At 44.5% G+C, this 25,828-nt stretch carries 26 protein-coding genes and 1 pseudogene; 11 read left to right on the top strand and 16 right to left on the bottom strand.

Annotated features, from left to right (window positions below; genetic code table 11):
• Positions 1 to 35: 35 nt before the first annotated feature.
• The 3 genes from EKN56_RS08385 to EKN56_RS08375 all read right to left on the bottom strand — a co-directional run bounded on the left by EKN56_RS08385 (position 36) and on the right by EKN56_RS08375 (position 3,719).
• The gene (locus EKN56_RS08385) at positions 36 to 1,283 is read right to left on the bottom strand and encodes a mechanosensitive ion channel family protein (protein WP_130591361.1); all 1,248 of its coding nucleotides are present in this window, start codon (positions 1,281 to 1,283) and stop codon (positions 36 to 38) included.
• Between the two features lie 217 nt (positions 1,284 to 1,500).
• Positions 1,501 to 2,868: an L-serine ammonia-lyase gene (locus tag EKN56_RS08380; RefSeq protein WP_130591360.1), complete on the bottom strand. Its 1,368-nt coding sequence runs from the start codon at positions 2,866 to 2,868 to the stop codon at positions 1,501 to 1,503.
• 272 nt (positions 2,869 to 3,140) lie between these two features.
• Positions 3,141 to 3,719, bottom strand: a complete 579-nt coding sequence (locus EKN56_RS08375; RefSeq protein ID WP_130591359.1) for a CoA pyrophosphatase — start codon at positions 3,717 to 3,719, stop codon at positions 3,141 to 3,143.
• 111 nt (positions 3,720 to 3,830) lie between these two features.
• Between EKN56_RS08375 and EKN56_RS08370 the strand changes: the two genes are divergently transcribed.
• Complete coding sequence (locus EKN56_RS08370; RefSeq protein WP_407656536.1) at positions 3,831 to 4,043, top strand: YoaH family protein; 213 nt, start codon at positions 3,831 to 3,833, stop codon at positions 4,041 to 4,043.
• Between the two features lie 5 nt (positions 4,044 to 4,048).
• On the opposite strand, the gene EKN56_RS08365 is transcribed toward EKN56_RS08370, so the two are convergent.
• Entirely contained in the window at positions 4,049 to 4,567 is a 519-nt protein-coding gene (locus EKN56_RS08365; protein ID WP_130591358.1) for a M48 metallopeptidase family protein, read from the bottom strand.
• A 454-nt stretch (positions 4,568 to 5,021) separates the two neighbouring features.
• Between EKN56_RS08365 and cspE the strand changes: the two genes are divergently transcribed.
• Positions 5,022 to 5,231 (top strand): transcription antiterminator/RNA stability regulator CspE, encoded by a 210-nt coding sequence (cspE, locus tag EKN56_RS08360; protein WP_130591357.1) that lies wholly within the window; start codon positions 5,022 to 5,024, stop codon positions 5,229 to 5,231.
• A gap of 88 nt (positions 5,232 to 5,319) precedes the next feature.
• Here the strand turns inward: cspE and EKN56_RS08355 are convergent, their stop codons facing one another.
• Both EKN56_RS08355 and EKN56_RS08350 read right to left on the bottom strand, forming a co-directional pair.
• A complete protein-coding gene (locus EKN56_RS08355) occupies positions 5,320 to 5,580 on the bottom strand; it encodes an Arc family DNA-binding protein (protein ID WP_130591356.1) in 261 nt (86 codons plus the stop codon).
• A gap of 159 nt (positions 5,581 to 5,739) precedes the next feature.
• On the bottom strand, positions 5,740 to 7,683 hold the full coding sequence (locus tag EKN56_RS08350) for an exoribonuclease II (protein WP_130591355.1): 1,944 nt from the start codon (positions 7,681 to 7,683) through the stop codon (positions 5,740 to 5,742).
• 246 nt (positions 7,684 to 7,929) lie between these two features.
• Here EKN56_RS08350 and ppnP point away from each other — a divergent pair, with 246 nt between their 5' ends.
• Entirely contained in the window at positions 7,930 to 8,214 is a 285-nt protein-coding gene (ppnP, locus tag EKN56_RS08345; protein WP_130591354.1) for a pyrimidine/purine nucleoside phosphorylase, read from the top strand.
• 81 nt (positions 8,215 to 8,295) lie between these two features.
• Here the strand turns inward: ppnP and fabI are convergent, their stop codons facing one another.
• The 7 genes from fabI to pspF all read right to left on the bottom strand — a co-directional run bounded on the left by fabI (position 8,296) and on the right by pspF (position 15,774).
• Positions 8,296 to 9,087, bottom strand: coding sequence for an enoyl-ACP reductase FabI (gene fabI / locus EKN56_RS08340; protein ID WP_130591353.1), 792 nt, complete (start codon positions 9,085 to 9,087; stop codon positions 8,296 to 8,298).
• A 189-nt stretch (positions 9,088 to 9,276) separates the two neighbouring features.
• Positions 9,277 to 10,092, bottom strand: a complete 816-nt coding sequence (gene sapF / locus EKN56_RS08335) for a putrescine export ABC transporter ATP-binding protein SapF (protein WP_130591352.1) — start codon at positions 10,090 to 10,092, stop codon at positions 9,277 to 9,279.
• Positions 10,089 to 11,084 (bottom strand): putrescine export ABC transporter ATP-binding protein SapD, encoded by a 996-nt coding sequence (sapD, locus tag EKN56_RS08330; protein WP_130591351.1) that lies wholly within the window; start codon positions 11,082 to 11,084, stop codon positions 10,089 to 10,091. Before sapD ends, sapF begins: the two co-directional genes overlap by 4 nt.
• Positions 11,084 to 11,974, bottom strand: coding sequence for a putrescine export ABC transporter permease SapC (gene sapC / locus EKN56_RS08325; protein WP_130591350.1), 891 nt, complete (start codon positions 11,972 to 11,974; stop codon positions 11,084 to 11,086). The genes sapD and sapC overlap by 1 nt, the downstream gene beginning before the upstream one ends.
• Positions 11,961 to 12,926: a putrescine export ABC transporter permease SapB gene (gene sapB / locus EKN56_RS08320; protein WP_130591349.1), complete on the bottom strand. Its 966-nt coding sequence runs from the start codon at positions 12,924 to 12,926 to the stop codon at positions 11,961 to 11,963. Before sapB ends, sapC begins: the two co-directional genes overlap by 14 nt.
• Complete coding sequence (gene sapA, locus EKN56_RS08315) at positions 12,923 to 14,623, bottom strand: ABC transporter substrate-binding protein SapA (protein WP_130591348.1); 1,701 nt, start codon at positions 14,621 to 14,623, stop codon at positions 12,923 to 12,925. Before sapA ends, sapB begins: the two co-directional genes overlap by 4 nt.
• A 146-nt stretch (positions 14,624 to 14,769) precedes the next feature.
• Complete coding sequence (gene pspF / locus EKN56_RS08310; RefSeq protein WP_130591347.1) at positions 14,770 to 15,774, bottom strand: phage shock protein operon transcriptional activator; 1,005 nt, start codon at positions 15,772 to 15,774, stop codon at positions 14,770 to 14,772.
• 198 nt (positions 15,775 to 15,972) lie between these two features.
• Here pspF and pspA point away from each other — a divergent pair, with 198 nt between their 5' ends.
• The 6 genes from pspA (at position 15,973) to EKN56_RS08280 (ending at position 20,109) form a co-directional block, all read left to right on the top strand.
• Positions 15,973 to 16,644, top strand: a complete 672-nt coding sequence (gene pspA / locus EKN56_RS08305) for a phage shock protein PspA (protein WP_130591346.1) — start codon at positions 15,973 to 15,975, stop codon at positions 16,642 to 16,644.
• Positions 16,645 to 16,725: 81 nt separating this feature from the next.
• Positions 16,726 to 16,959 carry an envelope stress response membrane protein PspB gene (gene pspB / locus EKN56_RS08300; RefSeq protein ID WP_130591345.1) on the top strand — a complete coding sequence of 78 codons (234 nt, stop codon included), beginning with the start codon at positions 16,726 to 16,728 and terminating at the stop codon, positions 16,957 to 16,959.
• Positions 16,959 to 17,303 carry an envelope stress response membrane protein PspC gene (gene pspC / locus EKN56_RS08295; RefSeq protein ID WP_130591344.1) on the top strand — a complete coding sequence of 115 codons (345 nt, stop codon included), beginning with the start codon at positions 16,959 to 16,961 and terminating at the stop codon, positions 17,301 to 17,303. The genes pspB and pspC overlap by 1 nt, the downstream gene beginning before the upstream one ends.
• 142 nt (positions 17,304 to 17,445) lie before the next feature.
• A complete protein-coding gene (locus EKN56_RS08290; RefSeq protein ID WP_130591343.1) occupies positions 17,446 to 17,676 on the top strand; it encodes a phage shock protein D in 231 nt (76 codons plus the stop codon).
• Positions 17,657 to 19,054 carry a YcjX family GTP-binding protein gene (locus EKN56_RS08285; RefSeq protein ID WP_130591342.1) on the top strand — a complete coding sequence of 466 codons (1,398 nt, stop codon included), beginning with the start codon at positions 17,657 to 17,659 and terminating at the stop codon, positions 19,052 to 19,054. Before EKN56_RS08290 ends, EKN56_RS08285 begins: the two co-directional genes overlap by 20 nt.
• A complete protein-coding gene (locus EKN56_RS08280; protein ID WP_130591341.1) occupies positions 19,051 to 20,109 on the top strand; it encodes a YcjF family protein in 1,059 nt (352 codons plus the stop codon). The genes EKN56_RS08285 and EKN56_RS08280 overlap by 4 nt, the downstream gene beginning before the upstream one ends.
• An 89-nt stretch (positions 20,110 to 20,198) precedes the next feature.
• On the opposite strand, the gene EKN56_RS08275 is transcribed toward EKN56_RS08280, so the two are convergent.
• Positions 20,199 to 21,467, bottom strand: coding sequence for an O-acetylhomoserine aminocarboxypropyltransferase/cysteine synthase family protein (locus EKN56_RS08275; protein ID WP_130591340.1), 1,269 nt, complete (start codon positions 21,465 to 21,467; stop codon positions 20,199 to 20,201).
• 301 nt (positions 21,468 to 21,768) lie between these two features.
• On the opposite strand from EKN56_RS08275, the gene tyrR reads away from it, so the two are divergent.
• Entirely contained in the window at positions 21,769 to 23,349 is a 1,581-nt protein-coding gene (gene tyrR, locus EKN56_RS08270; RefSeq protein WP_130591339.1) for a transcriptional regulator TyrR, read from the top strand.
• Positions 23,350 to 23,420: 71 nt separating this feature from the next.
• Here tyrR and tpx read toward each other — a convergent pair whose 3' ends face one another.
• Positions 23,421 to 23,924 (bottom strand): thiol peroxidase, encoded by a 504-nt coding sequence (gene tpx, locus EKN56_RS08265; RefSeq protein ID WP_130591338.1) that lies wholly within the window; start codon positions 23,922 to 23,924, stop codon positions 23,421 to 23,423.
• A 399-nt stretch (positions 23,925 to 24,323) separates the two neighbouring features.
• On the opposite strand from tpx, the pseudogene EKN56_RS08260 reads away from it, so the two are divergent.
• Positions 24,324 to 25,199: pseudogene (locus tag EKN56_RS08260) on the top strand (L,D-transpeptidase family protein); the annotation flags it as partial.
• A gap of 412 nt (positions 25,200 to 25,611) precedes the next feature.
• On the opposite strand, the gene EKN56_RS08255 reads toward EKN56_RS08260, so the two are convergent.
• Positions 25,612 to 25,824, bottom strand: a complete 213-nt coding sequence (locus EKN56_RS08255; protein ID WP_130591336.1) for an LPP leucine zipper domain-containing protein — start codon at positions 25,822 to 25,824, stop codon at positions 25,612 to 25,614.
• Between the last annotated feature and the right edge of the window lie 4 nt (positions 25,825 to 25,828).

The following is a 25,828-nucleotide window of genomic DNA, read 5'->3' as shown; positions in this document are numbered from 1 at the left end:
GACCTAAAGCCCCGTCATACTAAAACATCCCATTTTTAGGCCAGGTTGTTAACCATTGCCCGCATATCACTACCGGTTGGTGTCTGATGCAATCGCAAACCAAACTGTGGAATGATAGAGAAGATATGATCGAAAATATCCGATTGAATACCTTCATATTCAACCCAGGCAACCGTATTGGTAAAGGCGTAAATTTCCAAAGGAATACCTTCTGAGCTTGCCTCTAACTGTCTGACCATTAAGGTCATATTCTGGTGAATTCCCGGATGTGCTTTTAGATAGGCGTGAATATAGGCACGTAATGTACCAAGATTGGTTAATCTGCGGCCATTAATGGGCAGGCTCAAATCAATATGATGTTGATGATTATATTGTTCGATCTCTTTTGCCTTACTTTCAATATAAGGTTCAAGCAGATAACTATGTTGTAGCGATTGTTGTTGCTCTGGGGATAAAAAGCTGACGCTGGTAGCATCAATTCTGATGCTACGTTTGATGCGACGACCGCCGGATTCTGACATAGAACGCCAGTTTTTAAACGAGTCGGAAATCAGAGCATAAGTCGGTATGGTGGTAACTGTATTATCCCAGTTACGAACTTTTACCGTGGTTAAGCCAATATCTAATACTGCACCATCAGCCCCATATTTTGGCATCTCCAGCCAGTCGCCAATCTTTAGCATATTGTTAGCTGATAGTTGAATACCGGCGACGAGTCCCAGAATTGGATCTTTAAATACCAACATCAGAACAGCCGTCATGGCACCTAAACCGCTCAGTAACAGAGCAGGGGATTTACCAATCAAAATCGAGATAATCAGAATAGCGATAAAGATAGCCGCTATCAGCTTAACGCTTTGAAAAATACCTCTTAGTGGCAACTGGCTGGCGATTTTGGTTCTCTGAGACAGGCTAAGTAGTGTATCCAGCATAGAAAACAGAGAAAGCAGACCGTAAATCAGGATCCACAACTGTGCACAGGTAAGAATAAACTCCAGAACTTCCGGATCGCGCGTTAACCAGAGTGATGAAACCACGTGAACAATAATACCCTGTAATACAAAAGATAAACGATCAAACAGGTTATGCTCTATAAGCAACTGACGCCAAAATTTATGATTTTTAGCCTCACTTTTTCTCATGCTTTTGAGGATCACATGGTGAAGAAACAGGTGAATGACCACAGAAAGTAGAATGATCATGGTTAGTGTCAGAACCAGAATAATCATTGGTGTGGCTTCAATGCCCAATTTGCTTAAAATAAGCAGTAAATATTCCCGCATTAACTTCTTCTCCATATAAAAAACTAGATTCAGCTGGCAAAATTGAACCAATTGCTGAAATACAGCTATTAACCTAATGATTTATCTGGTTGTGTCAATGTCGGTGAGAGATTTAATCGGGAAAACAGGCAATTGTGTTGGTGAGCAGGTGATAAGTCAGGTAAGTGCAGAACATTATAAACGCCCTCTCAATTAATAAGAGGGCGTTGGAACGATATTAATCGCAGTGAACAACCTTGATAGCTAATCCACCACGTGATGTTTCACGGTATTTGGAATTCATATCCTTACCGGTTTCATACATGGTTTCAATGACCTTATCCAGCGATACACGCGGTTCACTGGTACGACGCAGTGCCATACGCGCTGAGTTAATCGCCTTAACTGAAGCAATGGCGTTACGTTCAATACAAGGCACCTGAACCTGGCCTGCGACAGGGTCGCAAGTTAATCCCAGGTTATGTTCCATGCCGATTTCGGCGGCATCACAAACCTGTTGAGGGCTACCGCCAAGTAATTCTGCCAGTCCCGCAGCAGCCATTGAACAGGCGACACCAACCTCACCCTGGCAACCAACTTCAGCACCAGAAATTGAAGCATTCATTTTATACAGTGTACCAATGGCACCTGATGCCATGAAATAGCGAATATAGGCTTCCGGACTTACCGGTTGAATGAACTGATCATAGTAAGCCAGAACGGCGGGTACGATGCCGCAGGCACCATTGGTTGGTGCGGTGACGACCCGACCACCTGCCGCATTCTCTTCGTTCACCGCTAAGGCAAACATATTGACCCAATCAATGATATTCATTGGATCATTAGATAATTTATCCGAAGAGATCAGCATACGGCGTAGTGGGGCTGCACGACGAGGTACTTGCAGTGGACCTGGTAAAACGCCCTCGGTATTCATACCACGGTCAATACAATCACGCATGGTTTGCCATACTGCCGCAAAATAAGTTTCGATCTCTTTTTTACTGTGCATTGCCAGTTCGTTTTGCATTACCAGACCAGAGATAGACAGACCGTGATGTTTGCATAAGTCCAACAGTTCTGTTGCAAATTTGAACGGGTAAGGCACCGTCACTTCATTTTCAGATGTTTTACCAAAGTTTTCTTCATCAACAATAAAACCTCCGCCGATGGAGTAATAAGTTTTGGTATAAATGGTTTTATTACCGGCAAAAGCGGTAATCGTCATGCCATTTTCATGCAACGGCAGGTTATCACTGTGAAAAACCATGCCGCCCTGACGAGGGAAATCAACTTCTTGCTGACCATTTGCCAGCGGCAGGCGCTCGGTAGTTTCAACACTACGAATAAAACCAGGAATTGCGTCAATATCTACTGTGGCAGGTAAATTACCGGCCAAACCCATAATAATAGCAATATCAGTGTGGTGACCTTTGCCCGTCAGCGAAAGTGAACCGTAAACATCCACGACGACTTTACTGACAGAAGAGATTAGTCCTTTATGACAGAGATCATCGACAAACTCTTTGCCCGCTTTCATCGGACCAACGGTATGTGAACTGGACGGGCCAATACCAATCTTGAACATGTCGAAAACGCTAATCACACAAAACTCCTCAATAGGTAAACTTGTTTTATCATTTGGCCGAAAGTAGAAATAACCGTAAAAATACCAGGGACAATCATCAGTCAAATGACCTGCCTGAATTTATCTGTATAAGATTTCATCTTGGCTCATGGGTTAATTATAGTCTTTTTGCATAGTGTTCGGCTATAAATATAGTGTATTGAAAGGTATATTATTGTTGATGATTGCTTTCTTTTTGACTAGTAAAAAAGCAAAAACGAATTAGTTGCAAAAATAAGTTTAGTTACCCGTTAGTTAAAGGAGATAAATCCTTTAACTTGAAGCGCTAAGCGTTGAAGGATGGCGGCGGTAAGACCCCAAATTAGATTATCTGCGTAATAAAGAAAGTAAATGCGCAAGGGTTTACCACGGCGAACAATATCAATGAAATGATAGTTTTCGCTATTTAATGCGAACGCCAAAGGAACTTCAAATAACGCTTCCACTTCATGATGATTTTTAACGAAATTTAATCCTGCTGGTAGCACCCCAACAACCGGGGTAACCTGAAAACCGCTAACGCTGTCCATTGCTGGTAGTTGACCAATAATCTCAACGCATCCCGGATTGAGTCCAACCTCCTCGTAGGCTTCCCGGAGTGCGGTGGTTTCTGGCAATACATCCGAATCATCCGTCGCACCGCCAGGAAAGGCAACCTGACCGGGATGTTTACGCAAACCCGAAGAGCGTTTAGTGAGTAGCAAAGAGGGTTGTCTGCCATTAATTATCGGGATCAAGACTGCCGCTTTACGTAGCTGGTGAGTTTCACTGGCCAGTGGCGGTAGTTGAAGCTGAAAACGCTGGATAAAAAGTTGAAGAATATCGTTCATTGGCCATCATCACTGAAATTCTTGGTTGAATAGTCGAGATTAACGGGAGATATTCTCAGCTATGTATCATTCTGTGCTATTATAACCGTTGTAATAGGGTTTTGTGCAATTATGCAGCTGTTTATCCTACCGGGAACATTGAAATATATGACTACAATTGGTTCACCTGCACTTCGTCACGATCAGCAGCAAGATGCGGTAGAGCGCATTCAGCAATTAATGGCTGAGGGGATGAGCAGTGGAGAAGCTATTGCTCTGGTAGCCAGAGAGATCAGAGAAAGTCATCAGGGCGAGCAAACTTTTGCCTCCTTTGATGATGAATAATTCTTTTACGGATTAACATCAGAATAAAGTGCACCGTATTTATCCAGGTAGGTAAGATAAAGTCGAGTGTCCAACTCCAACTGATGGTAGTCCGGTTCCATATAACAGCATAAATTGTAGAAATCTTTATTGTGCTGCTTTTCTTTTAAGTGTGCTAATTCATGTACCACGATCATTCGTAATAATGCTTCCGGGGCTGACTTGAATAGATTTGATATTCTTATTTCTGCCTTTGACTTTAATTTACTACCCTGAATTCGTGATATTGAAGTGTGTAGCCCCAACGCATGTTTGATAATGTGGATTTTATTGTCGTAACAAACTTTGCTAACTAATTGAGCATTTTTCATGTATTGGTTTTTTATCTCCATTACATATTGATATAACATTTTGTCAGTGGCGTAGATATGTGGCACAGGGTAGCGACTTAGTAATAAAGTCCCCAATTTTTCTTGCTTAACTAGTTGAGCTACTTGCAGTTGGAGATGTTCCGGGTAGCCTGCGAGATAGGGAAGAGAATTCACGTTATTTTTCTTGCGCAAATGAATTTATAGTATAAATAGGTCGTTCATTCTAACAGTTAATAAGTTTTTTTGCATTGCAGATTGGTGGGATTAGTTTAGTTAATGAAATTAATGTCTCATTATGGCTGATGTTAAATTAATATTCGGATAAGAACCTTGATGGCGTATTTGCTTAACCGTTTCGATACCAATTAAAAAACAAAAATATGTGCTCTTGATCTAATTTTTTATTCAGTTGCTGAAAACACCTTGCCTAAATTTATTGGATATGCGGTAATGATTTTGGTCAGTAAAATAGAGCTACTTCAGATAAGTCATTTTGAATAAGTTATTCCCGGCAAGTTCGTTATCCTTAACTTCTTCCAGGTTCTCTTCTTAGTGCTTAACATAAGTAACCACAACTACCGGCCTTTCGTGCCTTTTGGCAGGTTAAACATCAATAGGAATTTTTGTAATGTCTAAGAAAACTGGTCACGTTAAGTGGTTCAACGAAAGTAAAGGTTTTGGTTTCATCACTCCAACTGATGGCAGCAAAGATGTGTTCGTTCATTTCTCCGCTATCGTTAATGATGGTTTCAAAACTCTGGCAGAAGGCCAGCATGTTGAATTTTCTATTCAAGACAGCCCACGTGGCCCGTCTGCGGCTGAAGTTGTTGCTCTGTAATTTATTACACAATAACCGAATTGCCAAAAACCCGCACTAAGCGGGTTTTTTATTGCCTTTAAAGAACCAGAACAGGGGCTATTATTGCTTAATCCGCTTTTTTCTTTAGTTCTTTCGCGGCTTTCTTCAAAACCTTACGAATGCGGTTCACATCAGCTGCAGGAAGTTCGACGTTACCTGCGGTGGTCTTTTTGCTTACAGAGGAAGTGGGTTCTGTCTGGTGGATAAAACTTTCCTCCAGTCGTTTGATAATTTCAGCATTCATTGAGTGTTTATTGTGTTCTGCCTGAACTTTTAATTTTGCTCTTAACTCAGCGGGAATTCGTACGCTCAGCGAAGTAATCGTCATAATAATGCTCCCGTTTGGCTATATGAAGGAAGAGTGAAACATTAGCTATTGATAATGTTATAACCTCTTTAATGTAGCGGATAAAGAATAATCGACAATAAAACAAAAATGCGCTCTGAAAATAAGAGCGCATTCAAAAGATAAGAATAATAAATGGAATTAAGAGAGTGAGGGTGCCGGGCGAGCGATAATACTGCGCGTTTCCATTCGAACCTCAGCAATAGTCACTTCCAGTGAATCACCCTGACGATAAATCACATTGCCATTGAGCTGTATAGTACCGTTTTCGGCGCTACAAACCAGTTCATCACGCACTGGGTGAATAAATGGCGCCGGAATAAAGGCTACGGCGCCATTTTCTATCAGTTTAATTCTCATACCCCCACGGGAGATATCCATAATTTCTGCCTGATAGCGAATATCTGTTCCAGCCTTATCCTGTAAAAAGCGAGCATATAACCAGTCACTGACATCACGTTCAGCAATGCGATTAGCCCGACGGCGTTCTGTCAGCGGCTGCATGACACTTTCATCTGGCGCTGTAGAGGGGCGATCGTGAATTAAGGCTTTTAATAAGCGATGATTGATAATATCGCCATATTTACGGATTGGAGAGGTCCAGGTAGCGTAAGCTTCCAAACCCAATCCATAGTGAGGCGCTGGCGCTGTACTGATTTCTGCATAAGTTTGGTATTTGCGAATACGGCTATCCAGATAGGATGTTGGCTGTTTATCCAGGAAACGTCGAAGTTCGCAGAATCCATCAAGCGTCAGGATCTTCTCTTTATTAAATTCTGCTCCATTCAGTTCCAGAATATTGATCGCCTGATCGACCACGGTAGGGTCAAAACCCGCATGAACGTTAAAGATGCCATAACCTAATCGCGTCTTTAATACGATAGCAGCACAGATGTTGGCCACAATCATTGATTCTTCAACAATACGATTAGCGATACGACGATATTCGGTAACGATATCCAATACCTGACCATTTTCACCAAGAATGAAGCGATAGTCAGGACGATCTTTAAATACCAGTGCATGTTCTGTGCGCCAGGATATGCGACGTAATGCCACCTGATGCAGCAATTCTACTTGTTGAGCTATTTCAGGTTGTTCTGGTTTCCAGCCGTCGATACCTTCCAGCCAGTCTGAAAGCTTTTCATAGTCAAGTTTAGCCTTAGACGTTACCCATGCGCAGAAAAACTCAATATCATCACTGATTGAGCCATCAGGAGAGATAGTCACCTGACAAACCAGTGCTGGACGACGTTGATTTGGCTGTAAAGAACAAAGGTTATCCGACAGCTCTCTTGGGAGCATTGGAATATTAAAACCCGGCAAATAATTGGTAAACGCGCGTTTTAAAGCAATGTTATCCAGTTCACTCCCGGCAGCGACATAAGCACTGGGATCGGCAATAGCAATGGAAAGTCGAAGTAACTGATTATCCAGTTGTTCAACATACAGCGCATCATCCATATCTTCGGTAGATTCGCTATCAATAGTAACAAAGTTTAATTCGGTTAAATCACGGCGAACAATCCCGTCATCCTGAATAGATTCTGACGTCCATTCTGGTGCTGTACGTTCTAATTGATGACGTGACAATGTCACCCACCATGGTGCTAAATGGTCATCCCCATGGGTAATGTACTCATTGATTTGCGCCTGAAACCCACGATTATCTTTCAATGGATGATTGGTTATCTCTGCGACGACCCAATCCCCCTGAGTTAAAGCATGAGTCAATCCTTTTACCGGCTTGCACGGAATGACATCTTTAATCATTGGGTGATCGGGAACCACCATTAACCGGTCATTTTTCTGTTGAATACGACCAATAAAGCGCGTCAGAAATGGCTCTATGAGCGTTTCCGGTTCCGCCAACTCACGATCCTTTTCCGTATGGATAGTGGCTGAAACGCGGTCTCCATGCATGACTTTCTTCATTTGTGGAGGTGGAATGAAGTAGCTTTTTTGATTATCTACTTCAAGAAAGCCAAACCCTTTTTCGGTGGCTTTAACAATGCCTTCAACCCGTGGAGTATTAGCATGAAGTTGCTGTTTAAGCTGAGCGAGCAGCGGGTTATTTTGAAACATATATGAGGAGCGCTATTCAATGAGTTAACCATTTTTGTGATGGCTTGTTTTACACAAAAGGCGAGTCCGGAGCAAGCTTATCCTGTCGTTTACCATAATTAATTGATATGTCATGATGGGGGTGTTCGATAATAAAAAGGTGAATATCGGCTATGCCTCACAAACTGACATTTTGTTTGTGACAATAATTTACTGATTTTCTTAATATAAAGATTCTGTTTTACAACTCACATCAGGTACCCAATTATGCTCAATGTAAATGAATATTTCGCCGGAAAAGTAAAATCGATTGGCTTTGAAAATGGGAGCATTGGTCGTTCCAGCGTAGGGGTGATGGCGGCAGGTGAATATAACTTTGGCACGGCGCAACCTGAAGAGATGACGGTCATTACTGGCTCTCTTAAAGTATTGCTTCCGGGTGCGACGGAATGGACAGTTTTTTCCGCTGGGGAGTCATTCCATGTACCAGGGAAAAGTGAGTTTAACGTGCAGGTATGTGAGAGTACGGCCTATCTGTGCCGTTATTTGTAATAATTTCTAATTTGTTATTAAGAATGTAGTTAAGAATATTTCGGCTTACCGCATCAGCAGTAAGCCGAAATTACATGAGGATTAGGCTTTTAGCTCAAGCTCATTCATTGCAGCGATGCTGAAACCGCCATCAACGTGCAGAACTTCACCACTCACACCTGCAGACAGGTCAGAACACAGGAAGGCTGCTGAGTTACCTACGTCTTCAATGGTCACAGTACGACGAATAGGGGTAACGGCTTCACAGTGAGACAACATCTTTTTGAAGTCTTTAATGCCGGAAGCAGCTAGGGTACGAATTGGGCCAGCGGAGATGGCGTTAACGCGAACGCCTTCAGGTCCCATTGCATTAGCCATATAACGAACGTTAGCCTCCAGAGAGGCTTTAGCTAATCCCATAACGTTATAGTTTGGAATTGCGCGCTCAGCACCCAGATAAGAAAGAGTCAGTAACGCAGAGCCAGGATTTAACATGCTGCGGCAAGCTTTGGCCAGGGCTACAAAGCTGTAAGAACTGATATCGTGAGCAATGTTGAAGCCTTCACGGGTTACCGCGTTCACATAGTCACCATCTAACTGGTCGCCAGGGGCAAAGCCGATAGAGTGAACGAAACCGTCGAATTTAGGCCATACTTTAGCCAGTTGAGCAAACAGCTCAGTAATGCTTGAATCTTCAGCAACATCACATGGTAATACGATATTACAGCCTAATTCTTTAGCAAACTCTTCTACGCGAGATTTCAGTCTTTCATTCTGATAAGTCAGCGCCAGTTCTGCACCTTCACGTTTCATTGCTTGTGCAATACCAAAGGCGATTGAACGATTGCTGGCAACGCCAGTAACCAGAATGCGCTTACCGGTTAAAAAACCCATAGCTATGATCCTTGTAGTCAATTTTATGGCTGCCGGTGTATATCCGGAGCAGTCATTGTTAAAAAAACGAAGCGATTCTATCATGCAACTACGATGGATAGTGCATGTTTGTCATACTGCTCCGATCAGTGATATGAAACAGGCAACGTAATCGGATATTTTTTAGTCCCCGAGTGCTTCTGCCTGTAGTTAAATATCTGAAACATCTTTACGCCAGTGGTCAGCCGTTAGCGCTTCGGTAAAGTGGCTATTAATCATACGGCGAGTAATGTCATGCAAAGGTGAAGCGATAACCTCTGCCGTATTACCCCGTTCAACCACTTCACCATTTTGCATTACCAGCAATTGGTCGCTGACGTGTTTAATCATCCCAAGATGCTGGCTCACATAGATATAGGATATACCGTGCTTTTCCTGTAATTCCATCATTAAGTTCACTAACTGTGAACGCATGGACATATCCAGCGAAGCCAAGGCTTCATCAGCAATGATAATTTTAGGCTGCAATATTAAGGCTCTGGCCAGAGCTACCCGCTGTTTCTGCCCGGAAGCCAGCATCTGTGGGTAATAGTAAGCATGATCGGGGAGTAAGCCCACCTGACGCAAGGTCAGATTGATCTGTTTTTCCCGCGCGGAGGCCTCCAGGTTAGTATTCAGCTTAAGCGGAATATCTAACAATTGCCCGATGCGTTGCCGTGGGTTAAATGATGTGTTCGGATCCTGAAATATCATGCGAATATGCTGGCTGCGGTAGCCATAATCGCCAAATTCCAGTTTATGATCTCCGATCATCATTTCTCCTGAAGTGGGCCTAATCATGCCTGAAATCATTTTTGCCAGCGTTGATTTACCCGAACCATTCTCACCAATAATCGCCATAGTCTGTTTTTCACGCAGAATAAAACTGACGGGTTTCACAGCCTCCAGTTCGTGAGGGCGAAACAGCCCGGTGCGAAAATGGAAGGTTTTGGATAAATTACGGACTTCAAGTAAGGTACCCATCAGGATGGCTCCTCATAGTTAAGAGGAAAATGGCAGGCAAACTTATGGCCTTTCACATCTCTCAAGCGTGGTGTTTCTATGCATTTTTTCTGTGCATAAGGACAACGAGGTCCTAAACGACAACCAATAGGTAAATGCTCAAGAGAGGGAATAACTCCCGACAGGGTATTTAGACGGCTTTTATGGGGTAAGGCTCGACCAAAATCAGGCATTGCACGAATTAACGCCTGAGTATAAGGATGGTGAGGTGCGGTCAACAGTTCATCACATAACGCACTTTCTACCGTTTGACCACAGTACATTACGTTAATCCGGGTTGCCCATTTACTCATCATTTGCAGGTCGTGACTAATCAGCAGAATAGTGGTGTTGTTGTTCTGATTCATTCTGGCTAACAAGCGGAAGATTTGTGCCTGAGTCGTGGGTTCCATGGCGTTGGTTGGCTCATCGGCTATCAGCAATCTTGGCTGATTCGCTAACGCAATGGCGATCATCACTTTCTGGCATTCACCCTCAGTGATCTCATAAGGGAAACTACGCATGATATCTTTATGATCTTTAATACCGACCCGATGCAATAGTTCGATAGCCCGATGTTTACGCCAGTTAAAGCGCTGCCACCAGTGACCCTTATAAGTCCATCCCGGAATTGCCTGGATTAACTGGCGACCGACTCGCTCGGATGGATCGAGACAAGATTGAGGTTCCTGAAAGATCATCGAAATATTATGGCCAACCAATTTTCTGCGCTGGCGAGGGGTAAGCTTGAGTAAGTCGATATCATCTAAACGAAAACGGTCTGCGGTAATGCGCCAGTTATCCTTACTGATACCGCAAATGGCTTTTGCTATCAGGCTTTTTCCTGAGCCGGATTCTCCCACCAGCCCCCGGATTTCCCCTTCGGTCAGGGTCAGGCTAACGCGGTCGACGGCTTTTACCGGACCATCCGCCGTCATAAATTCAATGGTGAGATTACGAATATCGAGTAGAGGCATTATTCATCACCCGTAGAAATAGCTCGGTATAACCCATCGCCGAGAAGATTGACCAGCAATACGCTAATCATAATGGCAGCCCCAGGTAACATTACGCTCCAGGGAGCAACATACAGCAACTCCAGAGAATCTCCCAACATGGAGCCCCATTCGGGGGATGGCATTTGAGCACCAAGATTTAAGAAGCCTAACGCAGCGATATCCATAATTGCCATGGATAGCGAACGGGTAAATTCTGTAACCAATACTGGCGCGATATTCGGCAGCAAACCATTCCACAAAATATAGGCCGTGGATGCCCCGTCCAGACGAGCTGCAATAACATATTCTTTTTCCAGCTCATCGTGCACGGTTCTGTAGATGGTATGAACCATCCGGGGTAATAGCGCCAGCCAGATTGCGAACATGGCATGTTCCAGCCGGGGCCCCAGGAAGGCAACGACGATGATTGCCAGTAGCAACGAAGGGATCGCCAGTAATATGTCCAGCATATGGTTCAGCGCTGCGGAACGTAATCCATGACTGACGCCAGCCAATAAGCCAAGCAGGGTGCCACAAAAAGCAGCGGCCAATGTAACCAGTAATGCTGCTCCGAAGGTTGGTGCAGCACCATTAAGCAGACGGCTTAACAAATCCCGACCTAAATCGTCAGTGCCCAGGAAAAAAGAGACATCACCGTGACGCGACCAGGACGGTGGCAAAAGCTGATAACCGAGGAATTGCTGATCGAGCTGATAAGGCGCAATCAGCTCACCAAACAGGCACAAAACAATCAACATCAGCACACCGTAAAGACCAATCATCGCCAGAATGTCTTTATGGAGTCGCTGCCAGATATAACTCACGGCCCCTGGCATTTTCTTCTCGCGGTATACATTATCGGAAAGCATACCACTCCTTATTTTTGAAAGGGTTAGTCATGGCACTAAAGATATCGGCAATCAGGTTAACCGCGATAGACAGGCTCCCCATGACAACAATGCCCGCTGAAATTACCGCAAAATCCTGCTGACGAATGGCCTGTATTAGCCAACGTCCTAAACCCGGCCAGTTAAACACTGATTCAGTTATCATCGCTAAGGCTAACATAGTGGAGAACTGCAAACTCAGCTTAGGCATTATCATCGGCAGAGCATTGTGCAGCACATGACGACGAATAATGGTAAAGCGAGACAGACCACGCGTCGCTGCAGCTTTAATGTAGTTTTGTCCAATAATTTGCGTAACGCTTTGGCGCGTCAGACGAATAACTTCTGTAGTTGGAGCCAGGGCCAGCGTCAGTACGGGTAGAATCAGATGCTTCAATACACTAATAATGATCTCTTCACGATACTGTGAATCAGAGAGCCAGGCGTCAATTAAGGCAACGCCGGTAATTGGCTTAATTTGATACAACAAATCGTAACGGCCGGAAACCGGTAACCAACCAAGGGTTAACGAGAAAAACAACATCAGTAGTAGTGCCAGCCAAAAAATAGGAATAGAGAAGCCGAACAGAGAAAAAGAGGTAATAATGTAATCAGGCCATTTCTGTTTCGACATGGCTGCCAAAATGCCTAATGGAATCCCTAAACCCAAAGCAATCACAAAGGCAAACACACAGAGTTCAAGAGTGGCAGGAAACACGATTTTTAACTGTTCACCAATAATCTGTCCGTTAATCACTGAAGTACCAAATTCCCCCTGAAGCAGACTTTCCATATAAAAAGCATAAGCGTCAAGCAGGTGTGCTCCAGCCAATGGCGCATTTGGCGTATAGTAAGAAATACTGAAGCTAACAAAGGTCAGAATCAGTAAGGTGACTAATGCCAGCAGTAGCCGCCTGAGAATATAAATAATCATTTATTATTCGTCTCTGATTTTTCCCGATAGACACCGGCAAATGAAACGTTGCCCAGCGGACTCAATACCAGCCCCTTAATATCGTATCGATAAGCCTGAATTCGTAGTGACGAGGCCAATGGCAGTACGGGTAGCTCTTCTGCCAGAATCTTCTGAGCTTTAGTATAGGTCTCAATTCGCATAGAAAGATCCTGAGAAGTCACCCCTTTGGATAACAGCTGATCGAACTCCTGATTACACCAAAGGGCATAGTTGGTTTGTGAATCAATACCAGCACAACTGAGTAGTGGACGGAAGAAACTGTCAGGATCGTTACTGTCAGTCGCCCAACCGGTTAATGTCAGGTCGTGCGCGTCATCGCTAAGACGAAGCTCCTGAAAACGACCATCAACCGGAACAATGGTGACCTTAATATTCACTTTGGCTAAATCGGCCTGAAGCAGTTCTGCCATTTTCAATGGACTGGGATTATAAGCCTGAGAGGCAGTAGGTACCCACAGGTGCAACCGAAGGTTATTCACTCCCGCTTCTTTCAATAACTGTTTAGACTTTTCAACATTGTACTCAGTAATTTCTGATTCATTGTCATAAGCCCATGAAGTACGTGGAAGAATAGATGACGCGGTTTCAGCGGTACCATAATAAATTGACTGCATCAGGCGTGGGTTATTGATAGCCAGTGCAATCGCGTGACGAACCCGACGATCGTTGAAAGGCGCCTTTCCGGTATTAAAAGCCAGATAGGCGACATTCATACCGGTACGTAGAGAAATGCGCAAACGAGGGTCGTCACGTAATATAGAAAGCTGACTGGCTGCCGGATAAGCCAGAACATCACATTCACCGGTTAGTAATTTAGACAGACGACCCGTACCGCCAGCACCTAAATCGATAACTACCTGTTGCATCTTAGGTGAACCGCGCCAATAACCTTTATTACGATACAGGCGAACAAATTGCCCCGGGTGATACTCATTAAGCAGAAAAGGGCCGGTGCCCACAGGCTGACGATCGATACGTTCCTGCATGCCAGTACGAGTCAAATTATTTGCATATTCGGCAGAGAGAACAGGAGCATAGTGGGTTGCCAGATGCCACAGAAAAGAGGCGTCTGCATTATGCAGTTCAATATCGACAGTGTAGTCATTAACTTTACGAATGCTTTTCACCGAGTCGGAGAATTGCATACTGTCAAAATAGGGATAATGCCCACCGTTTACCATATGGTAAGGTGCTTCGGCGTTAAAGATTCGGCTAAAGCTAAATACCACATCATCCGCATTCATGGTACGGGTTGGCGTAAACCATTCGGTGGTTTGGAAACTAACCCCTTTACGCAGGTGGAAACGATAAGTTGCGCCGTTATTCAGACTTTCCCAACGTTCTGCCAATTCAGGGATCAATCGATAAGAATAGGGATCAACATCCAGCAGGCGGTCATATAGCTGTGCGGCAATGGTATCAATCATCACTCCGCCATTGGCTATTTGTGGGTTAAAGCTATCAACAACACCGCTGACGCAATAAACAAAACCACTCTGGCGAATATCTGGCTGAGCAGGTGTTGATGGCACCACTGCCGGTGTCGCTTCAGGAGTGGTAATCAAGGGTGGCGTTTCCAGTTTCCCGGTTGGTGCTGCCCATGCAGGAATAAGAAAACCGGCACAGAGCAACGCCCCAATTTTTAAACCGCGCATATATAAAGGATTCTTTGATATATAGTTCAAGTTATCGATTATACAGGAGTATAGCCGTCATCCCAATGCTTAGCATTGCTTAAGCGATGTTTCGTTAAAACCGTATAGCAATTGTGCGAAAGCCGTCTGAAAACCGAGCGTTATTGCTATTTGGTCTGCTCATTTTTGCGCAGCATCCCTCTTAATTGATGATAACTAAGACCCAATAGTTTAGCTGCCTGACGTTGGTTATATTGCGATTGTTCCAGTGCTTTGCTTATCATTGACTGTTCCTGTTGAGATAACCACTGTTTCAGATCGAGCGGTAATGCCGGCAGTCCTGTAACTTGTTCATCGGTGTTGGTGGCTGATAATTTCTCTGAATCAATACGGGAGGTGAGACGCACAAAGGGGTCGATAATAATATTATCCAGCGGCGTTTCATTTTCCCCATGGCGATAAACCGAACGTTCCACCACATTCTTTAACTCACGAATATTTCCTGGCCAGCTGTAGTTGATTAATGTTTCGACGGCTTGAGGTGTAAAGCCGGGGAAGAAGGGATATTCCAGTTCTCTGCACATTTGGATGGCAAAATTGTCCGCCAGCAACATGATGTCCTGACGACGTTCCCGCAATGGCGGCAGGTTGATAACATCAAATGCCAAACGATCGAGCAGGTCGGCACGAAATTTACCGGCTTTCGCCATGGCAGGTAGATCTTCATTGGTGGCACAAACCAGACGCACATCAACCTGTAAGGGTTGAGTACCGCCAACCCGCTCTAACTGACCATACTCAATAACCCGCAAAAGTTTTTCCTGAACCAACATCGGCGCATTGGCCAGCTCATCCAAAAATAGCGTTCCGCCATCGGCACGTTCGAAACGTCCTAGATGCCTGCGTTGTGCACCGGTAAATGCGCCAGCTTCATGACCAAAGAGTTCTGAATCCAGAAGAGTGTCACTCAGCGCGGCGCAGTTAAGAGAGATGAAAGGGCCTTGCCAACGTTTGGAAAGATAATGCAGACGATGGGCGATCAACTCTTTCCCCGTACCGCGTTCGCCAATAATTAATACCGGCTTGGTTAGTGGGGCTACCTGAGATGCCTGTTCCAGCACTTCAATAAAGCTATTTGCTTCACCAATAATGTTATCAATAACGTCGGTCATGGTTAATTTCGCTAATAATTGGTTTTTTTCATCAAACCATTTTTCATGTGCAAATAGCAAGAAAAATAAATTTACTTTAAAATCAGTTAATTAAATTTTTCTAAAAGTTGGCACGCTTCTTGATATATCTATAGTAACTAACCTGAATGGCAATATATGCCAGTTAATTGATTAACCACTGTAGAAGAGGACATAACCATGGGTATTTTTTCTCGTTTCGCTGATATCGTAAACGCTAACATCAGCAGTTTATTAGAGAAGGCTGAAGATCCACAAAAAATGGTTCGCCTGATGATTCAGGAAATGGAAGACACACTGGTAGAGATTCGTTCAACATCAGCTCGTGCACTGGCAGAGAAAAAGCAGTTATCTCGCCGTATTGAACAAGGGGAAGCTCAGCAAGCTGAATGGCAGGAAAAAGCTGAACTGGCCTTACGTAAAGATAAAGAAGATCTGGCTCGTGCTGCACTGATTGAAAAGCAAAAAGTTGCTGATTTGGTCTCTGTGCTGCAGTCAGAGCTGGTCATCGTCAATGAAACGCTTGACCGTATGCGTAATGAAATTGGTGAACTGGAAGCGAAGCTGAGTGAAACCCGCGCTCGCCAGCAGGCACTAACCTTACGCCATCAGGCAGCCAGTTCTTCACGCGATGTTCGCCGTCAACTGGACAGTGGTAAGATTGACGCAGCAATGGCACGTTTTGAACAGTTCGAGCGTCGCATTGACCATATGGAAGCAGAAGGGCAAAGCGTTGGTTTCGGTAAGTCGAAGAGCCTGAGTCAGGAATTCACTGAGCTGAAAGTTAACGAGCAAATTGATAATGAATTAGCGGCCCTGAAAGCTAAAATGAATATGAATAAAGACGCCTAATCATAACAGGCTGATGAGGTCGCTTATTCAGAAGGTATGAATAAGCGACAATCTAAGAATTTTAGATAAGAAGGAATATCAATGAGTTGGCTACTGGGTTTACTTGCCATACCGCTGACAATATTTATCTTGTTTGTTGTCCCTATCTGGCTCTGGCTGCACTACCGTGGAAAACAGAGCGATGGTGGTCAGTTGAATCAGCAAGATATGCAACGGTTAGCAAAACTTACTGATGAAGCGCAAAGAATGCGTGACCGCATTCAGACTCTGGAAGCTATATTGGATGAAGAACATCCAAACTGGAGACAACGTTAATGAACAATAAACTGTATCGTATTCCTGATGAAGGCATGATTAGCGGCGTATGTGCGGGAATTGCGCGTTATCTGGGCATTCCGGTACTGGTGGTTAGAATTTTAGCCCTGTTAGCATTAGTGTTTGGTTTCTTCTTTGTTACCGTAGTGGTCTATTTCACCATGGTGTTTTTTCTGGAAAGTGCACCGGTCGAAGAAGCAAATTTACATAGCCGAATCCCTGCCCGTCAGCGGATGAAGCAAGTTGAACAAGAACTGGCAGCCAGTGAACAACGTCTGCGCGATCTGGAGCGTTATTTGACCTCTGAGACTTTTCAGGTGGAAAGTCGCTTTCGTCGCCTGTAATACCAGCGGCATAAATAACGGCACTCTAAGTTACCGCCATTATCTTCATACAATGCGAGCAACCCTCGGTTCAGGGAAGCTCGCATCGACATGTCATCATCTTTCGGTGAGATAGCATAACCCCAGAGATTCAGGAGCAATCATGCAAAAGTCAGCTAAACTGCAGGCTCTTATTCAACCGCTTATCACAATAATATTGTTCTTTGGGCGCTCTTATGCTCCGGCGTTAGTGCTATCATTCCTGTTAAAAAGCAAGTTATGGCGACCGGTTCGACTGCTACTGGTCATGTTTGGTGAGCCACTGTTAAGAAAAGTGTTTGGTTCCATTGCCTGGCGCTTTAAAAAGGGTTCGGATGAAACGACTGCAAAATGAAATAAATTCGTTGGTTAACCGCGGGCTGGACCGCCACTTGAGACTGGCGGTCACAGGGCTGAGCCGTAGCGGAAAAACCGCATTCATTACCGCGTTTGTTAACCAACTTTTGAATGTGAATAATGGTGCTCGTTTGCCTTTGTTTTCTGCGGTGCGGGAAGAGCGACTGTTGGGAGTGAAACGAATTCCACAGAAAGACTTTGGAATTCCACGTTTTACCTATGATGAAGGATTGGCATCGCTGTATGGTTCGCCAGCCAGTTGGCCAACGCCAACCCGTGGGGTTAGTGAAATTCAGTTAGCGCTCCGTTTTCGTTCCAATGATTCGCTGATACGCCACTTTACCAGCCATTCCACACTCTATCTGGAGATAGTCGATTATCCGGGTGAATGGCTATTGGATTTACCCATGCTGGAACAAAACTATCTGGAATGGTCTCATCAAATGAACAGCATTCGGCAGGGAGAACGTGCCGAATGGGCTAAACCCTGGCTTGAACTCTGTGCTAAATGCGATCCGTTAGGACCGGTTGATGAGAATTTATTGGCGGATATAGCTCAAGCCTATTGTGACTATTTACTGCGTTGTAAGCAGGAAGGGCTGCATTTTATTCAACCGGGTAGATTTGTGTTACCGGGTGATTTAGCCGGCGCGCCAGCATTACAGTTTTTCCCGTGGCCGGAAATTAATGCACAAAATGAATCCCGTCTGGCACAGGCCGATAAGCGAACCAACTGGGGAATGCTGAAAGCCCGTTATGATTATTATTGCCAGCATGTAGTAAAAGGTTTCTATCGGGATCACTTCATGAAGTTTGATCGTCAGATCGTATTAGTAGACTGTCTGCAACCGTTAAATAATGGCCCACAAGCGTTTAATGATATGCGTCTGGCTTTGACGCAGTTAATGCAGAGTTTCCATTATGGTCAGCGTTCTTTGCTCAGGCGCCTGTTTTCTCCCTGCATTGATAAGTTAATGTTTGCTGCCAGTAAGGCGGACCATATCACACCGGATCAGCACGCTAATTTGGTTTCTCTGTTGCAGCAACTGGTACAGGAAGCATGGCAGAACGCTGCATTTGAAGGCATCAGTATGGATTGTGTAGGCCTGGCATCGGTACAGGCAACGGAGAGCGGCATGATTGAACATCAGGGCAATCGCCTGCCGGCTTTGAAGGGATATCGTCTGGAAGATGGGCAACCGTTAACTGTCTATCCCGGAGAAGTACCGGCCCGCTTACCAGAGCCATCTTTCTGGCAACAGCAAGGTTTTCATTTTGACCAATTCAGACCTAAGCCAATGAGTGTTGATACACCATTACCCCATATTCGTTTAGATGCGGTTATGGAGTTTTTGTTAGGAGACAAGCTTAAATGAACCAGCCAATAAAAGGGCGTATCACCTTTGATGAGCCATTGTTGGATGAAAAAGAGCCTGTGTTACGCAGCAACCTGCAGTTTAACCAACAAGAAGCAGAAAATTTCTTTCCTACGGCGCCAGAACTGGAGGAAGAACAGGAAGAGGGTGAAGCCGAAGGCATCATTATGAATGCCCTTAAGCCAAAAACCAGCCTGTGGCGCAAAATGGTCACTTTCGGGCTGGGAGTGTTTGGCATAAGTGTGGTAGCTCAGGGTATCTATCGTATTTCTGATGCGATTCAGAATCACGAATGGATTACTTTAGGTGCTTATAGCGCAGGCGCAATTATCGTTGTAGCGGGTGTTGGTTCGGTAATAACCGAATGGCGTCGTTTATACCGACTAAGAGAGCGTGCGGAAGAACGCGATATCGCCAGAGAATTGTTACACAGTCACGCCTTGGGTAAAGGTCGTGAGTTCTGTGAAAAACTGGCCGATCAGGCGGGCATTGATAAAAGCCATCCGGCATTACAACGCTGGCAGGCCTCTCTGCATGAAACGCAAAACGATCGGGAAGTGGTTTCTCTGTATGCCAAACTAGTTCAACCCGTGCTGGATCAGCAGGCTCGTCGCGAAATCAGCGGTTCTGCTGCGGAATCGGCCTTGATGATTGCCGTCAGCCCGCTGGCCATTGTCGATATGGCTTTTATTGCCTGGCGTAATATTCGACTGATTAATCGTATCGCCAGTATTTATGGCATTCAGCTAGGTTACTTTAGTCGTATCCGATTGTTTAAACTGGTTATGCTCAATATTGCCTTTGCCGGGGCCACTGAATTAATTCGCGAGGTTGGAATGGACTGGATTTCTCAGGATATTACCGCCAGATTATCAACCCGTGCGGCACAGGGAATTGGCGCTGGTTTACTGACCGCCCGTCTTGGTATTAAAGCCATGGAGCTATGTCGTCCATTACCCTGGATGGATGACGACAAGCCACGCTTAGGGGATTTCCGTACCCAACTGATAGCCCAGATAAAAAGCAAACTGCCGAAAGGTGGAAGTAGTAAATAACAACAGAGTGTCCTGGAATAGTTAAGATAAGAAAGGCGGCGTCCATTTATTATGGCGCCGCCTTTTTCATTATTCTGTTTATATTAATTTCAGGCGTTCAGGGCCTGTTCCAGATCGGCCAGAATATCTTCAATGGCTTCTATACCAATGGATAAACGGATCATCTCTGGCTTAACACCGGCTTTCGCTTGTTCTTCTTCAGACATTTGTCGATGCGTCGTTGACGCCGGATGACAGGCTAAAGATTTGGCATCACCAATATTCACTAAACGTTTAAATATTTGCAGCGCATCGTAGAATTTCACTCCGGCAGAATAGCCATCTTTTAAACCGAAAGAGAGAATGGCAGAAGGTGTGCCATTCATATACTTTTGCGCTAATGGATAATGAGGATGATCTGGCAGACCGGCGTAACTGACCCAGGCAACCTTATGATGCTGTTTTAAATAGTCTGCGACTTTTCGGGCGTTTTCTACATGGCGTTCCATACGCAGTGATAAGGTTTCAAGCCCCTGCAATAACAAGAACGCATTCATTGGTGAAAGGGCTGCACCACAGTTACGTAAAGGAACGGTTCTGGCACGGGCAATAAAGGCCGCCGCACCAAAACTTTCGGTGTAGACAACACCGTGATAGGCTGCTTCCGGGGTACTGAACATCGGGAATCGCTGTTGATACTTTTCCCACGGGAAATTGCCGGAATCGATGATGGCACCGCCCAATGAATTACCATGACCACCAACATATTTAGTAATTGAATGAACAACAATATCGGCACCAAACTGTATTGGCTTACACAGTACCGGAGAGGCGACGGTATTATCCACGATCAATGGAACCCCACGATCGTGAGCAACTTTTGCCAGTCCTTCAATATCAACAATATTTCCAGCAGGGTTGCCAATGCTTTCGCAATACACCGCTTTGGTGTTGTCATCAATCAGCTCGGCGATGGCTTGTGGTGAGTCATCACGGGCAAATTTCACGTTAATACCAAAACCCGGCAGCATATGGGCAAACAGGGTATAGGTACCACCATACAGTTGTGGCGTACTGACGATATTGTCTCCTGCCTGCGCCAGGGTCTGGATAGCATAACTGATAGCCGCACTACCAGCAGAAACCACGAGTCCTGCAATGCCGCCTTCAAGGGCCGCCATGCGCTTTTCTAAAATGTCATTGGTTGGGTTCATTATTCGGGTATAGATGTTACCCGGTACCGCCAGATTGAACAGGTCAGCGCCATGCTGAGCATTATCGAACTCATAAGCAACCGTTTGATAGATGGGTACGGCGACGGACTTGGTGGTTGGATCGCTTTGAAATCCATGATGCAGAGCCAGTGTTGCGTCTTTCATTCGCTATTCTCTTTTTTCTATTTTTATAGGGGATATGTTTAAGGAAATGTTACTTAATCATTGTTTATTGTTAAATGAAACAGGCAAATGATTTTTTTAGCCGATTATTTTTTATAACTATGCTTTGAAAAGCCTGACTAAATCGTAAAACGACCTTATTGATGTAATGATTGAGTGTATCCAATGAGTTTCTGTTAAACCTGTCAACTTTTTGTGACACTCCTCTTCATCTGAACCGGCTCTACGGGTATGATAGGGGCAACAACCGTTACCGCGTGCTCGTTAAACAAGGCTATTCACAATGCGTCTTGAAGTCCTCTGCGAAGATCGTCTGGGATTAACCCGTGAACTACTTGATTTGCTGGTTGCCCGCAATCTTGATCTACGGGGCATCGAAATTGATGTCAGCGGCAAGATCTATCTTAACTTTTCCTCTATTGATTTTGATGTATTCAGTGCCTTAATGGTGAACATTCGGCGGATCACGGGCGTAACCGATGTTCGCACCGTCGCCTACATGCCTTCAGAACAGCGCTTACACGCATTGAGAGCGCTGCTGGAATCGCTGCCTGAACCGGTAATTTCTATTGATTTGAAAGGGCGGATCGACCTGGCTAACCATGCTGCACTGATGCTGTTTGGCCTTTCAGAGGAGAGAATTCTTACTCAGACCGCATCCAGTCTGTTAAGTGGCTACAACTTCCTGCGTCATCTGGAAGGGGAAAACATCGTACCCCATTCGGAACGTGCCATTATCCGTGGTCAGGATTACCTGATGGATATCACGCCTATCTATCAGAGTGATGACGATCAACAACCGAAAAATGTGACCGGGGCAGTTATTGTTCTCAAGTCCGCTGCCAGAATCGGGCGTCAGCTACAGAATAAGAACGTAGCGGATAACAATGCATTTGGTCATATCGTGGCCATCAGCAGCAAAATGAAATTATTGATAGAGCAGGCCAATAAATTGGCCATGCTGGATGTTCCTTTGCTAATTATTGGTGATACCGGAACCGGTAAAGATGTTTTAGCTCAGGCTTGCCACGTTCGCAGCGCTCGCCGGGACAAACCGTTTTTGGCGATTAACTGTGCCTCTTTACCTGATGATGTGGTGGAAAGTGAGCTGTTTGGTCATGCGGGAAGCGCGCAGGTTGAAAGCAAGAAAGGATTTTTTGAACAGGCAAATGGTGGTTCGGTTCTGCTGGATAATATCAGTGAAATGTCACCAACTATGCAGGCAAAATTATTACGTTTCCTGAATGATGGCACTTTCCGGCGGGTGGGTGAAGATCAGGAAGTGTATGTGGATGTACGTGTGATTTGCGCAACCCAAAAGAGTCTGTTTAATTTAGTCAGCCAGGGATTGTTCAGAGAGGACCTCTATTATCGACTGAACGTACTGACGCTAACGATTCCACCATTGCGGGAACGTGTTTCCGATATCATGCCTCTGGCAGAGCAATTTATTACGCTGTTCGCCGATCAGCTCGGCGTTCACCGTCCTAAACTGGCACCGGATCTGACACCGCTGTTAACTCAATACGGCTGGCCGGGCAACGTAAGACAATTGAAGAACATTCTTTATCGTAGCTTCACTCAGCTGGAAGGCAATGAGCTACAGGTTAAAGATATCGTCTTGCCTGAAGTCTCAGCGGAAATGATGCTGAATAATAATGTAATGGATGGCAGCCTGGACGAGATCTGTAAACGTTTTGAATGTTCAGTATTAACTCAACTATATAGCAGCTACCCAAGTACCCGTAAGCTGGCGAAACGTTTAGGGGTATCTCATACAGCGATAGCTAATAAACTCCGGGAATATGGCCTAAGCCAGCCATCCCGTACTGCTGAAAATGCAGAAACTATGGATAATGAGTAAAGCAAAACCCAGTAAAACAGAAGGGAGCCAGTGGCTCCCTTTTTCATACAATATATTGGATAGTCATGCGATTATTTCAGTGCAGCTAGCGCAGCATCATAGTTTGGTTCAGTAGAGATCTCTTTAACCAGTTCGCTGTAAATGACTTTATCGTTAGCATCCAGTACCACTACAGCACGGGCAGTTAAGCCTTTTAATGGACCGTCCTGAATCCCCACACCATAATCTTGTTTAAACTCTGGATTACGGAATACAGACAGGGTAACTACGTGATCTAAACCCTCAGCACCACAGAAGCGAGCTTGAGCAAAAGGCAGATCGCCAGAGATACATAACACAACCGTATTATCAACATCACCCACGCGTTGGTTAAACGTTCTGACCGATGTAGCACACACGGAAGTATCCACACTTGGGAATATATTCAGTACTTTACGTTTGCCTGCATAGGTACTTAAGGTGACATCAGAGAGATCTTTGGCTACCAGGGTAAATGCTTTTGCGCTATCGCCAGCTTTAGGTAATTGCCCGGCAACGGATACCGGATTGCCTTTCATTTGTACGGTTTGAGTCATAACTGCCTCCAGTGAATGTTACTTTAAATTAACAATTAAGTTATCTTAGTCCAACAAAATAGTTTTGGATATCTCAAAATAAATTAGTCTGGCGATGAATTGATCGTGCTATTAACTCTCATGCTACTTTTTCTTTTAAAATCAGTTCATTCTGCGACATGAGGTAAAATTTTGTTTAGTTCTATTGCTCTAATCGGCAAAAAAATTGATTATTTTTCGCCGGACAACAGGTAGCATCTCTGTATGAATGATCCGTTTTGATTCATAATAGCTGTTGATATATGTAAACTGATGGTTACCCATGTCTGTGGTCAACCAGACAAATTTAACTGATATAAAGCTGAAGTTTAGGAATTAAGAATGAACCGTGTTTTTGCAGTTTGTAAGGCTGTGCTGGCTATGTTGTTCGTTGGTCATTTTTCTGTCGCTCAGGCTATGGAATATCCGCTACCACCGTCAAATAGCCGTTTAATTGGTGAGAATAGGGTATTGATTGTTCCGAATGACGGACGCTCACTGGAACGAATCGCCTCAGATTATCAAATCGGCCTGATTGCTATGTTGGAAGCAAATCCGGACGTTGATCCACTATTGCCAAAAGCGGGTTCAGAATTAATTCTTCCGCTGCAAATGATCCTGCCGGATACTCCGCGCGATGGCATTGTTATTAACCTGTCAGAACTTCGCCTTTACTACTATCCGAAAGGAAAAAACACCGTTATCGTTTATCCAATTGGTATTGGTCAGTTAGGTCGCGATACGCCGGTAATGACAACAACCATTATCGAAAGAAAGGCCAACCCAACCTGGACGCCAACCGCAAATATTCGTAAGAATTATGCGGCTGAAGGTATCATTTTACCGGCAGTTATTCCGGCAGGCCCGGAAAACCCAATGGGTTTATTTGCGTTACGTCTGGCAGCTGCAGGTGGTACTTACCTGATTCATGGTACTAATGCTGATTTTGGTATCGGTATGCGTGTAAGCTCTGGCTGTATCCGTTTACGCCCTAACGATATTGAAGAACTGTTCAATACCGTTCCTGTAGGAACCCGAGTTCAAGTGGTTAATGAACCGATTAAAGCAACGGTAGAGCCTGATGGTTCTCGCTATGTTGAAATTCATCAGCCATTGTCTAAGTCTGAAAACGATGACCCACAGACTAAACCAATTGAGATTCACCCAAGCATTGCGACATTTATTAATAACCCGTCAACAGACTCTTCCCGAGTGAATGCTGAAATTGAGCGTCGTTCCGGATTACCGTTGCTGGTGAACCGTTAATATCGTTCGCGATAGCAACAAATAAAGCAGTGGGAAAGCTTTCCCGCTGCTTTAATAAAATTCCCCGCCATCGTATTTTCTCTCAGATATATTTTCCTGACGTAACTTAATTATTATCCTCTGTCGTTAAATCTTTTTATCATTGATATTCTATTCCAACGAATAATCGCCTGAGCGTTAATTTGAGGCGTTTTTTCTATTACTGCGTAACTATGGCTTAAATTTCTTTTAATAAGCTTAACGTGGAGGAGAGGCGCTATTATTGCCATTGAGGAGCAATTAACCCAAAATAGAAGGGTAAGATTGAACTGGTGGTGAAACGAGAAAGCGTAAAAGTAGTAACTTGCTAATACCGATAAAAAAATGGCGCACCTAAGTGCGCCATTTTCCCTTACGAGAAATATTATTTCTTGTAAGAACGAGTCATGTTGTCTAAACGTTGGTTAGCACGAGCTGCTTCATCTTTAGCAACTTGTACATCAGAACGTAAAGCAGCAACATCGCTGATCAGTTGAGTCAGCTTGCTGTTAGTTGAAGTGTCAGTGCTTTTCGCACAACCAGCTAACAGAGTAGCACCTAAAATTACAGCACCCAGTACCACTTTAGTACGGTTCATATTT

The organism is Limnobaculum zhutongyuii, from assembly GCF_004295645.1.
Lineage (GTDB): Bacteria > Pseudomonadota > Gammaproteobacteria > Enterobacterales > Enterobacteriaceae > Limnobaculum > Limnobaculum zhutongyuii.
Note: the sequence above shows the minus strand (reverse complement) of the source record. Positions and strands in the feature narration are given on the sequence as shown.